11 protein-coding genes and 1 pseudogene are annotated in these 12,399 nt (G+C 61.8%); 5 read left to right on the top strand and 7 right to left on the bottom strand.

Translation table 11 applies throughout. The features are described from left to right. Positions 1-11: 11 nt before the first annotated feature. The 5 genes from ABVK50_RS31360 to ABVK50_RS31340 are packed head-to-tail and all read right to left on the bottom strand — an operon-like array spanning position 12 to position 4,729. Positions 12-1,151 carry an NAD/NADP octopine/nopaline dehydrogenase family protein gene (locus ABVK50_RS31360; RefSeq protein ID WP_353646825.1) on the bottom strand — a complete coding sequence of 380 codons (1,140 nt, stop codon included), beginning with the start codon at positions 1,149-1,151 and terminating at the stop codon, positions 12-14. Beyond that, positions 1,152-1,754: a peroxidase-related enzyme gene (locus ABVK50_RS31355; protein WP_353646824.1), complete on the bottom strand. Its 603-nt coding sequence runs from the start codon at positions 1,752-1,754 to the stop codon at positions 1,152-1,154. After that, on the bottom strand, positions 1,751-2,224 hold the full coding sequence (locus ABVK50_RS31350) for a hypothetical protein (RefSeq protein ID WP_353646823.1): 474 nt from the start codon (positions 2,222-2,224) through the stop codon (positions 1,751-1,753). The genes ABVK50_RS31355 and ABVK50_RS31350 overlap by 4 nt, the downstream gene beginning before the upstream one ends. A gap of 34 nt (positions 2,225-2,258) precedes the next feature. Continuing rightward, entirely contained in the window at positions 2,259-3,755 is a 1,497-nt protein-coding gene (locus ABVK50_RS31345; protein ID WP_353646822.1) for an NAD(P)/FAD-dependent oxidoreductase, read from the bottom strand. Then, positions 3,755-4,729 carry a LysR family transcriptional regulator gene (locus ABVK50_RS31340; protein WP_353646821.1) on the bottom strand — a complete coding sequence of 325 codons (975 nt, stop codon included), beginning with the start codon at positions 4,727-4,729 and terminating at the stop codon, positions 3,755-3,757. Before ABVK50_RS31340 ends, ABVK50_RS31345 begins: the two co-directional genes overlap by 1 nt. Before the next feature lie 121 nt (positions 4,730-4,850). Between ABVK50_RS31340 and ABVK50_RS31335 the strand changes: the two are divergent. The 3 genes and pseudogenes from ABVK50_RS31335 (at position 4,851) to ABVK50_RS31325 (ending at position 7,728) form a co-directional block, all read left to right on the top strand. Beyond that, positions 4,851-5,140, top strand: a pseudogene (locus tag ABVK50_RS31335) (metal/formaldehyde-sensitive transcriptional repressor). Then, positions 5,137-6,087, top strand: a complete 951-nt coding sequence (gene dmeF, locus ABVK50_RS31330) for a CDF family Co(II)/Ni(II) efflux transporter DmeF (RefSeq protein ID WP_353646820.1) — start codon at positions 5,137-5,139, stop codon at positions 6,085-6,087. The pseudogene ABVK50_RS31335 and the gene dmeF overlap by 4 nt, the downstream one beginning before the upstream one ends. A 219-nt stretch (positions 6,088-6,306) precedes the next feature. Further along, the gene (locus ABVK50_RS31325) at positions 6,307-7,728 is read left to right on the top strand and encodes an amidase family protein (RefSeq protein WP_353646819.1); all 1,422 of its coding nucleotides are present in this window, start codon (positions 6,307-6,309) and stop codon (positions 7,726-7,728) included. A 670-nt stretch (positions 7,729-8,398) separates the two neighbouring features. Here ABVK50_RS31325 and ABVK50_RS31320 read toward each other — a convergent pair. Continuing rightward, positions 8,399-9,781: an adenylate/guanylate cyclase domain-containing protein gene (locus ABVK50_RS31320; protein ID WP_353646818.1), complete on the bottom strand. Its 1,383-nt coding sequence runs from the start codon at positions 9,779-9,781 to the stop codon at positions 8,399-8,401. Between the two features lie 100 nt (positions 9,782-9,881). After that, positions 9,882-10,304, bottom strand: a complete 423-nt coding sequence (locus ABVK50_RS31315) for a hypothetical protein (RefSeq protein WP_353646817.1) — start codon at positions 10,302-10,304, stop codon at positions 9,882-9,884. A 446-nt stretch (positions 10,305-10,750) separates the two neighbouring features. On the opposite strand from ABVK50_RS31315, the gene ABVK50_RS31310 reads away from it, so the two are divergent. Together ABVK50_RS31310 and ABVK50_RS31305 are read left to right on the top strand one after the other, a co-directional pair. After that, on the top strand, positions 10,751-11,020 hold the full coding sequence (locus tag ABVK50_RS31310; protein ID WP_353646816.1) for a hypothetical protein: 270 nt from the start codon (positions 10,751-10,753) through the stop codon (positions 11,018-11,020). Positions 11,021-11,102: 82 nt separating this feature from the next. Continuing rightward, the gene (locus tag ABVK50_RS31305; protein WP_353646815.1) at positions 11,103-11,843 is read left to right on the top strand and encodes an SDR family oxidoreductase; all 741 of its coding nucleotides are present in this window, start codon (positions 11,103-11,105) and stop codon (positions 11,841-11,843) included. Positions 11,844-12,399: the final 556 nt, after the last annotated feature.

Below are 12,399 nucleotides of genomic sequence, written 5' to 3'. Positions count from 1 at the left end.
ATTGCATCGAATTATGTTTCCGCCGGTTGCCTGGCGGCAGCGGCGTATCCATCGCGCGACAGCATTTTCAGTTCGTCGAGCGACATCGAGTCCAGGTCGAGCGCGCCGAGAAGCTGGTTCTCGGAAAAGAAATCCCGCCCGTACAAAGCCGAAAAGATCTCGATTCCGGCCCTGTGCAGTTTGGCTGGCCTGCCGGTCAGCGCCCCGAGCTTAACAGTGGCGAGCAGCCCGTAGGGCACGTCCTCGGTCACGTAGCGCGAGTTCGCGGTGGCAGGGCCGAGTCCGCCGCGTCCTTCGCGGTGCATCTGCTGGTTCATGTTCGAGACATTGTCCACTGGCACATGAAAGGACAGGTGGAAGTGCTCGAAAATCGTCCGCACCGACAGCCCCAGCGCCTCGGAGATGGCCAGCCTCTCCCGGTCCAGAGCTTCGAGAAGCCGCCCGACGTTAGGGGTGACGTTGAGCCCTTGCCCCCAGCTTTCGCCGTGCTCCATCCGGGTCATGTTGCAGAGCGCGATGCCGAGATGGTTCTGGGGGTTGAGGTTGCTGAGCGCGATCGCCAGAAGACCTTCGCGCTCGACGAAGCGGTCGCCGAACAGGCTACGGCAGACTGCCAATCCTTCCGCGCCGCGCGAGGCCGGCACCGTGCAGATATCGACCTTGCTGCGCACGGTATTGACGCTGGCCTCGACCGGGCTCGGCCGGCGTCCGGTCGTGACTGTCGTGCCCCAGGCGACGATCGGAACTATGATGCCGCGCCTTGCCAACAACCTCGACAGGTAGAGCGCGCCGAACGAAGCGTGCGAACTGATCAGCACGGTCTGATCGGATCGGATATGCGGCGCGACCGCATCCATCACGCTCTTGTGGCCATAGGCCGGCAGAGCAATCATCAGGATGTCCGCGCGTTCGGCCAGGTCTTTGGCCGACGACGCGACGCCGGGCTGGAACGTGCCCTCGATCGCACCCTTGGCGACCAGCTTTTCTCCTGTGGCCAGCCGCTTCGTTCCCTCGCCGGAGGGAGACCACAGGATCGGCCCGTGGCCGGCGTTCGCGAGAAAAGCGGCGCCGCCGAAAGCGATGGCGCCCGCGCCAATGATGCCGACCGCCACACCCTTCTCGCTCACATCCATGTCGCTGCGGCTTGCCATCTATCGTCCGTCCCCGCTGTCTGGCCGATCCCTCGCTACCGGATCGCCGAGCGTGTGCATCAGCCGGTTCGCCCAGCCGAACAGCGACGCCGACAGGATCAGGTCGAGGATTTCCTCGTCCGAGAGTCCGGCATCGCGCAGTCTCTGCATGTCTTCGGGACCCGCTTCGCTCGGCGCGCGCGAGAGCCTGATCGCGAAATTCAGTATCGCCGCCTGGCGTTCCTCGAGATCGGCTTGCTCGCCATCGGCGAATATTTTCGCGATGACGGTCTCGTCCTTCGTCAACTGGTTGAAGCGGCTGGCATGGACGGCGGCGCAGTAGATGCACCGGTTGACGATCGAGGCGCCTACCGCCCCGAGTTCGCGCTCCGCGCGCGACAGCCCGCCGCGGCCGTACATGATCGCATTGAAGAGCGGCGAGCGTGCCTTCAGCGTTTCGACATCGTTGGCGAGCACCAGCACGTAGTCGGAAACCTTGGTGTTGGAGGGCGTCACCTGAAGCGCATCGAGCTGTTCGGGCGTTGCCTTGGCGAGCTCGATCGGCTTCACCCGCGGCCGCCATTCCGGGACTTGCGTGGTAAACGCGTGCAGCATCCCGCTCATCCCTCACCCCTCATCAACTTCAGGCCGGCGATCAGCCTGATCTGATAGGCAAGGAAGGCGTTGAGTTCGGCGAGGCGTACGATGTCGGCATCACCGATGCCCACCTGCTTCAGCGCCTCTATGTCTTCCGGCCCGGCGTCCTTCGGCGCCGTCGATGCCAGGTCGGTGTAGGCGATCAACGCGCCTATGCGGCCGCTGCCCTTGAAGGATGGGTCGGCGATGCGCTCCACATCCGCTGATGCGGAAGCTTCGCGCATGAGCGCGTCGTAGTGCGCGGCAAGACCGGGATCGGCGTTCAGCCTGGCGATGCGGCTTGCCAGCGCAGCCCGTTCGGCATGCGACAGGCCGCCGGGCTCCCTTGATTTGAGCGCGGCGTCATGCGTGGCCTGGGTCATGGCGACAATCTCGGCGCGAGCGGCCAACGCTTCATAGGCGGCTTCGCCGGGAAGCACCCCGGCCAGCCTGCTCACCACATCTTTTCCTGCAATCCCTGGCATCTTCCGTTCAGTTTCCTTTCCCTACCGCCCTTGGCGCGCCACCGCCGACCGTTTCCTCGATTTCCGACGCCGCCCATTCATCGCCCAAGAGCTCCGGCTTGTCGTAGTCGAGCATGCCCTGCCAGTGGATGGCGACGTCTTCCGCATAGAGCCTGGCCGCCAGCGACCGCGCGAGCCACTGCGCGCCTTCGCTGATGCCAGGGATGTCGCCGCTGACCTTGCCGAGGCTGGCGGTCGCTCCGTAGTTGAAGCAGTGGATGTGCCTGAGCCAGGGAGCCTTGCCCGGTGTCCTTTCCTGAAAGGCGAAATCCGAATCCAGATAGGGAAAATTCGCCAGCTCGCGGTTTCGCATGTCTTCCGGTGGCGTATAGCGGTCCTTCCACAGCAGGATCTCGCCGGCATAACCTGGCATTTCGGGGCGCGCGAGCGGATCGACGGTGAAGCCGGTGCCGAGAATGAGGAAATCGGTCGCAAGGCGGCTCCCGTCACGCATTTCGATCAAAAGTTCGCCGCCCGATCTCTCGACCCGTTCGATGGCCTTGCCGAAATGGAAATAGGCGTTGCTGTGGCGGCTGACGCGCAGCGTGGAGCCCCGCGGCGAGGGCGTCTGAGTAACGAAGGAATAGTGCATGAAGCGCCATCGCCATTCGTCCGGCAGTTCGGGGAAACCACTGATGAAGCCGAACGAACCGATACCCATCATCTTGTTGATGGTCGGCATTTCCTTGCGTCGGATAAGATGACGGACCTCCGCCGCGCCCGCATCGAGCGCCTCGGCCGAATTGTCGACGGCGGAGGCGCCGACCCCGACCACCACGACGCGTTTGCCCTTGAGCGTGCCGAAATCGATGTCTTCGGACGAATGCGCCCAGCACGATTTCGGCACGCCGGCGACGAAATAGGGAATGTTGGGGATGCCGGTTCCGTCCCGGCCGGTGGCCATGATCACCTTGCGGGCGAGGATCGACGCCTCCCTCGCGCCGCTGCCGGAAAGGGCGAGGCGCAAATAGTCCCCTTCGGGCAGGATCGAGTCGACCTGCACTTCATTCTCGACCGGAATGCCGAGCACCTTGCGGTACCACCGGAGATAATCCATCCACATCGGGCGGGGAATCTTGTCGAGCGCATTCCAGGCTGCTTCGCCGAACTGCGCGGTGAACCAGGCCCGGAAGGTCAGGGCTCCGATGCCGAAGGCGGGGCCGGCCAGTTGCTTCGGCGAGCGCAGAGTCTCCATACGGGCATAGGTGACCCAGGGTCCTTCCCGCCCGGCCGGGTTGCGGTCGAAGATACGCACATTGCGCATGCCGCCGCATTTGAGCGCGAAATAGGCGACCAGTCCGCACATGCCCCCGCCGACGATCACGATGTCGTGGATGTGTTCGCCGTTGACACTGCGGGGAGGCACCCACGCCTTGGCCGGCAGCTCCAGAAGGCTGAGATCGTGATGAAGCCGCTCGCGCAATGCGGCCAGACCGGCTGCTCCATCGATGGCGATGACGCTCATCAAGCCACTCCTGCCGGTTTGCGAGCGCCGCCGAAGATCGTGTCGGTCACCAGATCCGTCCTGCGCGGGTCGTGCTGAACCAGTCCGGGTATGGCCGGGACGGTCGTTTCGATGAACTGCTGGATGAAAGCCCGCGCGGTTTCCGGAAGCGGGCGCGACACCGCCGAAAAGACTCCCCACAAGAAGGGGATGTCGACGTCAAGCGGGCGGATTTCGACTCCCTTCAGCGGCACCCCATAGGCCGTCACCGGCTCTATGATGGCTACGCCTGCGCCGCAGGCGGTGAGTTGCAGGGCAACCATCGCGGCATTGGTGTCGATCACCTTCGACGCCTGGATGCCGTGCGCCTCCAGCGCCTGGTCGACACGGCGGCGAAGCCGGAAAGGATTGGCCATGGTGATCAGGCTCCGCCCCATAAGATCGGCGATGGAGACGACTTCCTTCCGGGCCAACGGATCGGATGTCGCAACCGCAGCCACGCATGGCGCCTGGGCAAGCACATGGGTCTCCAGTCCCGGCTGTTCGGCCGGCAGCGAGACAACGCAGAGATCGGCGGTGCGCGCCAGGACGGACTGAATGCCGGACTCCGCCGGCGCGCTGCGCAGGTGAAGCCGAGAGGGCAATGCCTGCTGCGACATGCGGGAAAGCGCCTTCGGCACGAAGCCGGCGGCGAAGGCGGGGATGGCGACGATCTCGATCGGCAGCGCTTCCTCGGCCGCGATGGCACTGGCGCGCTCGTGCAGCCGCCCGATCCCGGTGACGAGGCGCTCGGCCTCCGCGTGGAAGCGGATGCCGCGCTCGGTTGGGGTTATGCGCGGGCCGTTGCGGTGCAGCAGCTCGAAGCCGATGTCGCTTTCCAGCTCCTGGATCAATCGGCTCACCGCCGGCTGCGAGCGGTCTAGCAGGCGGGCTGCTGCAGTGATGCTGCCCGCGGACAAAACGGCAAGAAACGCTTCCAGCTGCTTTAGCTCCATCTTATAAGTCTAATCATGCAAATTTCGTATGAGCAACAGGGTATAATCCAAAATTAGCATGAATGCAGGAAAGATATTTCACTCGCAACAACTCTTTCTCGCCGACGCTCCCTGGTTCCAAATTGCAAATCGCCACACGGCGAGCCATACGATCAGGAACAAGGTGAAGCTGCTGGCCCGGGTTCGGCGTTTGAAGGGCCAGATGGAAGCGGTCGAGCGCGCGCTCGACCCGGGGCTTCCTGCGCCGAGGTGTTGAACCTCGTCGCCTCCATCCGCGGTGCGGTGAGCGGGCTTACCGCGGAACTGATCGAGGACCATGTGCGCGAGCATGTCGTGGAGGCAGCCGACGGGCGCGCGCGCAGGCAAGGCGCGGACGAACTGATCGAAGTCGTGAGGAGCTATCTGAAATGAGCTATTCCCCCAGCGCCGATCCGGCCGGCCATGACCATGTCTTTCTTGGCGACCGCCACGAGCGTAACGAACGCCGCACATGGCTGGTGATTGCGCTCACAACGACGATGATGGTCGCCGAGATCGTCGCGGGAACGCTGTTCGGCTCGATGGCCCTCGTCGCCGACGGCTGGCATATGGCCACCCACGCCGCCGCGATGCTGATCGCCGCACTTGCATATCTCTACGCCCGCAGGAACGCCCGCAACCCGCGCTTTACCTTTGGCACCGGCAAGATGGGCGACCTGGCGGGCTTCGCCAGCGCGATCGTGCTGGCGCTGATCGCCGTTCTTATCGGCTGGGAAAGCGTCTTGCGCTTCAGTGCGCCCGTTCCGATCGATTTCACGCAGGCGATCTGGGTGGCCGCGATTGGGCTCGCCGTCAATCTGGCGAGCGCCTGGCTGCTGCGGGACGATCATGATCATCATTCTCACGGCCAAGGTCATGCGCATGATCATCACGGCCACCATCATAACGATACAGTTAGAGACAACAATCTGCAGGCCGCCTACCTGCACGTTCTGGCCGACGCCTTGACCTCGGTGCTTGCGATCGTCGCGCTGCTCGCCGGCAGCGTCTATGGCTGGATCTGGCTCGACCCGGCCATGGGCATCGTCGGCGCGCTCATCATCGCCCGCTGGTCATGGGGTCTGATCCGCGACGCCGGCGGCGTTCTGCTCGATTACATTCCGCCGGGTGAGGATCTACCTAACGCGATCCGCGAAGTGGTCGAAACGGAAGGAGGCAGCATCACCGACCTGCATGTGTGGCAGCTTGGCCCCGGCCATCACGGCGCCATCGTCTCGCTCGTCGCGTCCGAGCCGAAGGCCCCCTCGCACTATCGCGAGAAGCTTGCGCAAATCGCTACCCTGTCACACGTTACCATAGAGGTTGAGGAAGAAGCATAGTTCCGGCAAATGGCAAGGTAGCGCCAGTTGACGCCAACAGCTTGTCCCGTCTGGGGCCGGATGCAGACCGGCAGCTTTCGGGACGAAATTGCCGACAAAGGGCCGTTCCGCTGACGACAGCATAGCGGCCATTCCTTCTCTTCAACGATGCTCCGGCTGGACGCCGTGCGGAACATCAGTACAGTGCTGTCTTGCTCCGCTCCGACAGAGGATTGGGTCATGGCCGGTGATGTGGGTCTGACGGACATGCCGGCCTGCGTGGTCGTCGATCTGCTGAATCGGGGCGAGGTGACGCCGCTCGACTGCCTAGATGCACTTGAAGCTCGCACGAAAGCCGTCGACGGTGCCGTCAACGCGCTTCCCATCCTCTGCTTCGACCGTGCCCGCGATCAAGCCCGCCGACTGATGCAACGGCCCTTAGGTAACCGCGGCCGTTTGGCGGGACTGCCGGTGCCCATTAAGGACTTGACGGATGTGGCCGGTGTGCGAACCACTTACGGCTCAACCATCTTCGCCGACCACGTTCCTGAGACATCTGACCTTCTTGTCGAGACGATAGAGGCTGAAGGCGGTGTCATTTACGCGAAGTCAAACACGCCGGAGTTTGGCGCGGGCGGCAACACCTTCAACGATGTCTACGGCAAGACACTGAATCCCTGGAACACGAAACTGTCCGCCGCCGGATCGTCGGGCGGAGCAGCGGCCGCCCTTGCGACCGGCACGGCTTGGGTGGCGCAGGGATCGGACCTTGGAGGCAGCTTGCGCAATCCCGCAAGCTTTTGCGGAGTGGTGGGATTGCGGACAAGTCCCGGGCGCGTAGCCAGCAGTCCTGGGGCCACGATTGATCGCCTGCTCAGCGTCAACGGGCCGATGGGTCGTTCGGTTGAAGACACGGCTCTTCTCCTCGACGCCATGACCGGCGAGAATGCTGCAGATCCCCTGTCGTTGCCGAGAACAGAAAGTTTCCTTGTTGCCGCGCGCTCCGGCTGGAGGCCGGCTCGCGTTGCTTTCTCTCCCGATCTCGGCATCACGCCGGTGGACCCGGAAGTGGCCTCGATCTGTCGCGCGGCGGCCGAGCGTTTTGGTGAGATAGGCGTTATCGTTGAGGAAGCGCATCCCGACCTCTCCGAGGCTCACGATACATTCCAGGTACTGCGGGGCATCGCCTTTGCCACAAGTTACACCGGGCTTCTCGAACGCCATCGAGACAAAATGAAGCCGGAAGTGGTCTGGAATATCGAAAAGGGCCTCAGCTATTCCATGGAAGACGTCGTCCGGGCGGAAAACAATCGCGCCTCGATCTTCCGCAGGATGAACGCTTTTTTCGACACTTATGATCTGCTTCTCTGTCCGGCCACGATCGTTGCCGCATATCCGGCGAGCGAACGGTACGTGAAGGAGTGTGGCGGCTACACCTTCTCGAATTATGTCGAGTGGCTGGCGATTGCGTACGCGATCACTCTGACGACTTCGCCGGCGATCAGCCTTCCCTGCGGGTTCACCAGCGATGGACGCCCAGTTGGACTTCAGATCGTTGGCCGCGCCCGTGCCGAAGGACGTGTCCTTGCTGGGGCGCGTGCACTTGAGCGTGTTCTGGACCTGCGCCCTCTCACGCCGATCGAGCCCCTCTCGCCCGACTGAAACTGATCTGAGCTATGTCGGCTCTCCACACCCGATGGAGCCTAATAAAGCTGTCCCAGTTGGGCCGAGAGCAGGCCGGCAGCTTCGGGCTGCGAATGTTGAAGAGCGGACATTCAGCTTGGGTGGGTATCGTCGTGACTTGACCTGAGCGGCCGTCGGTTCGTCGCCGGAGTAGGTCCCGCTTGCTCTGAAAAGCGGTCGTTGAGAACGGGACCCAAGGGAACCGGATGGGCAGTGCCCCATATGCTCGACCCCTGAAGGGATCAAGCCATGTGCAATGGTTCCTTGCGCTATCACCTCGACGATGGTGTGTCGTCCGGAGGAACGACCTTCACGACGAACGACGTGGGTTTCTCATTTGGCCCGAAAGGACTGGGCAACTTGTTCCTCACCGGCGGAAGGCTCTTGAGATAGGCCGCGATAGCAGCAGCATCCGAATCCGACAGATGCGAAAGCTGCCGATAAAGCGTGGCTGGAGCAAGAATCCTGCTGTCCAGCCGCCGACCAGTCCGCATGGCAAGTAGGATCTGGTCGCTGGTTCAGTTCCCGAGGCTGGTTCCTTGTCGGCGTAGGGGCGCTCCCGTCCCAAGCTGAACAGCCTGTCGCGCCTCTCGAGTTGGCAGACGGTCAGAGCGAAACGAATCCGCCGAAAAAACCGAACCGTTCCTTGTCAGTCGAGCCCGATCCACAGGTATCCGTCCTGTGTTCGGCAGGGGTATACCGTCAGCCTGGCGGGATTTTTCGAGATGTCACCGGTGTGTTCATAGCCCGGCGCAGTACCATCCTGCTGCAACTGCGCCCAGTTCCTGATTTCGCCCGAAAACAGGTCGAAACAGCTTTGATGCCAACGGCAGACGAGGACGTGATCACTGGTGATCGTGCTCTCCGTGTGTGGGAGATTGAGCGTCTTCACCTCGGCAGGTTTTCGACGTTCGTAGAACGGCAGATGAAGATGCGGGCAGGCGTTGTTGAAGGCGCAGTAGCTATCGGTTACCCGAACGACGACGATATCGTAATCCTCGAAATCGAGAATCCGTCGTTCGTGCGGCTGAAGCTCGTCCTCGGGAAATGCGCGGACCCACCTCCTGCCGGCATGATGGACGGTTTCGCGGGGCTGCCTGGCGTTCAGTTCAGCATCGCATTCGGGCTTGAGCCTGATGACTTCGAACAGGCTCGTACGTTCGCAGGTACCCCTTAGGCGTACCCTGACAAAATCGCCGACCTCCACTTTGTCGGCGATCTGGCCGTGAAGCGCCTCGGAAATCAGCAGTCGTGTCCCGGCATCCTTGTTCGCGGCTTCGATCCGGCTGGCCAGGTTCACGACGTCCCCGACCGCCGTGAGGCGTTGGTTTCCGGCGAAGCCCAATGTGCCGATGACGGCTTCGCCATAATGGAGACCGATACGAATATCGAAATCGATGCCGTACATAGAGGCAAAGAACGGCTTCAGGCGATCGACTGTGGCAACGGTTTGAATCGCCGCGTTGACGGCTCGAAGCGGAGCGTCCCGCTGATCGTCGATTCCGAAGATTGCCATCAGCCCGTCGCCGATGAAATTGTCGATGAAGCCGCCATTCCGCTCTATGATGTCGCCAACCTGGGCGAAGTAGCGATTGAGCAGATACATCACATCATAGGGCGAAAGCTGCTCGGACAGTTTCGTGAAATCGGCGATGTCGCTGAAGAAAACCGCAACCCGTTTCGACTCGCCGGAACGCGTCTCGGCAGAAGTGAGAAGCTGGCTGGTTATTATCAAGTCGGTTTCATCCAGCACCAGGCGTCGGACGCGAAGCTCGCCCTCCGGCCTGAGCTGACAGGCCAACCGGACCTCATCCGCGAGCCTCAGTCGTTCCGCCATCAAGCTCTCGTCTCGATTCCGGTTCGGGCAACTCTCCATGCCGTCCAGGACCCAGACGCGGCAGGTCGAACATTTCGCCCGGCCGCCGCAGGCATGGGCAAACGGCACACCCGACCTCAAAGCGGCCTCGAGCAAGGTCTCGCCGGCGGCAACCTCGAAGTTCGTCTGGTCAGGTAGAGCGGTTACTTTGATCATAGTCCAGAACACGGCTCCGGCCGCGTCACCTACGTTCGCACGAGACGGAATTGCTCCCGGCCGTTCCCGTGCGAGCGGTTGCCGCAGCGCTTCGTCACTCTCACGCGGTCATCAAATCGATCACCCTCATGATTGCGACCGCACTGCTCGTGTTCTGGGTGCCTTCGGTCGTATCTGCGTTGGCGCAGGTCCAAACATCGCCCTTCTTGACGGTGAACTTTTTCTCGTTCTGTACGACGGAAAGTTCTCCCTCGGTCAGGTGGCAGAGCATGTCGTTCTTCATCACGTTGTCCGGCGTCTTCGCCCCGGGTTGGATGACGACATCGCGCAGCTTTACCATTGCATATGCTGGTATGTTCGAGGCCCGCTCACCAAGCGCTACAACTCTGACGCCGGGTGCGATCTCATCGCCCTCATCGGGGCCGTAAGTCTGGGCGGCTGCTGGTGTCGCCCAAGCGATCAGGGGCGTTGCGGCCATTGTGAGACCGAGCGCGAGTGTGGATCTACGATTGACGGCTTCCATTATATCCTCCCTAGCCAAAATGTTCGGGGCGCGGCTGACGGCCGGATAGGGAGCCGACCGTCAGTCGACAGGTACCCTTTTGGATTGATCTGTCTGCGATCCCCCAAAAAAACCCCAGCAACCGATATTATCATGGCCGCAGGTCGCCAGAACACGATCTCAGGGTTGTTAAGCAAGCGCTGGAGTTCTTTCTCCAATGGCCTCGCGTGAATAAAGCGGCATCGTGACTACGGACGGCCACCATTATCACAAGAGCAGCGCCGGAAGCTCAGCTTCTGGCGCAACCTTCCTGTTTAACAACTGGAAGGTTTGACCCGTAGCGGTCACTGCGAGCCATCTCGATCAACGTCGCAATCCTGCCAAGACTTGCTGTTCTAAGCAGCGCTGTTTCCCGGCGACTGCCAATCATCGTCGACGATCAGGTCAGGACGCCGCGATCCGGTGATTTGTCTGCAAGCAGTATTCGACAAGCCTTCTCGGACGCTGGTGAAATCATTGTCGCCGTCACCGAAGCCCCTTTATCGGGGTCCGGAAACCGACCGCCCTTCTATCGCGTCAAGCTGTCGGTCGCGCCGCCAATCGGGTCGAACGGCCAGCCGCTGACGCTCGTTCCCGGCATGCCCGTCGAAGCCTTCATCGTGAAGGGTGAGGGCACCGTGCTCGCCTATCTGCTAAAGCCGATCAAGGATCAGATGCAGCGCATATTCCGCGAGTAGCTTTGTCACCATTTGAGACTTTTACTGGCGTGATAGCCTGGCCTAGACTGGCGATGGCACTCCGGAACGGAAAAGACGATCAATGAAGACGATCCTCATAACAGGCGCGAGCCGGGGCATCGGCCGTGCCACGGCATTGCTTGCCGGGCAGCGCGGCTGGGCAGTCGGCGTGAACTATGTTGCTGACCAGGACGGCGCGGAGGCGGTCGCCGCCGCGGTCGTGGATGCCGGGGGAACGGCAGTCGCGCTCCGGGGCGATGTTTCGATCGAAGCGGATGTGATTTCGATGTTTGAACAAGCCGAGGCACTCGGCCCGCTCGACGGTGTTGTCGTCAATGCCGGTATCGTAGCTCCCTCGCTCCCTTTGATGGAAATCAGCGCTGACCGTCTTCGCCGGATTTTTGATGTCAACGTTCTGGGAGCCTATCTCTGCGCCAGGGAAGGTGCGCGGCGGCTTGCGAAAAGCCGAGGCGGCCGCGACGGATCCATCGTACTGGTGTCCTCGGTGGCAGCCCGTCTTGGAGCGCCGTTCGACTATGTCGACTACGCCGGATCGAAGGCAGCGGTCGATACCTTGGCGATCGGCCTGGCCAAGGAACTAGGTCCGGATGGCGTTCGGGTGAATTCTATTCGTCCGGGTTTCATCGAAACGGAGATTCACGCAAGTGGCGGGCAACCGGATCGCGCGCGGCGACTGGGAGCCAACACGCCGCTTGGACGTGCCGGTGAACCGGAAGAAGTTGCCGAGGCGATAATTTGGCTGTTGAGCGACGCGGCGTCCTATGTCACTGGCGCAGTCCTGGACGTTTCAGGCGGACGGTGATTTCCTACCGTCACGTGGCTCTGCCTGGCCCGCCGCGGCCCAGATGAGGGTCGGCTGCTCAGGCCGAAAAACTCGCCGTATGGTCACTGTGTCGGATCGCGGCCCCAAGGGATCAACCTGCCGGGCCGTCATAGGCCCTATGTCCTTTCGATTCTCGAACCATAGACCCGCGAGAGAATTGCGCTTTGCGTAAGCCCGATATCTTTCAGGATGTGATCGTCCAGTCCGGCAAAGCTCGCAACAGTCGGGCGGCTTGGCCGAGTGCGGAACGGGTCGAATGCCATCCGCAATCTCGAGGCCAGCGTCTTGCCAGCGCTGTTCGAAAATCCAATGGTCAGAGCAGGCATTGCAGAGCTCCATTGTTGGAACAGTTCCAATCGGGGGCACTGCTAAATCTAGATCATTCGTGTTTCCGGCGTTTTTCTGAGACACTGGAGAGATGTTTCGTTTGTTCACGTCCGCCGGCGACGGCGCCTTGGGCCGAAACAGTTGAAACAAATTAGGCGGCAGCTGAACACATATTGAAACAATGAGAACCTAATATCCGCCCTCGGAG

Origin of the sequence: Mesorhizobium sp. WSM2240 (genome assembly GCF_040438645.1) — a bacterium.
Lineage (GTDB): Bacteria > Pseudomonadota > Alphaproteobacteria > Rhizobiales > Rhizobiaceae > Allomesorhizobium.
The sequence above is the reverse complement of the archived record's forward strand: the minus strand, read 5'-3'. Positions and strand labels throughout refer to the sequence as shown.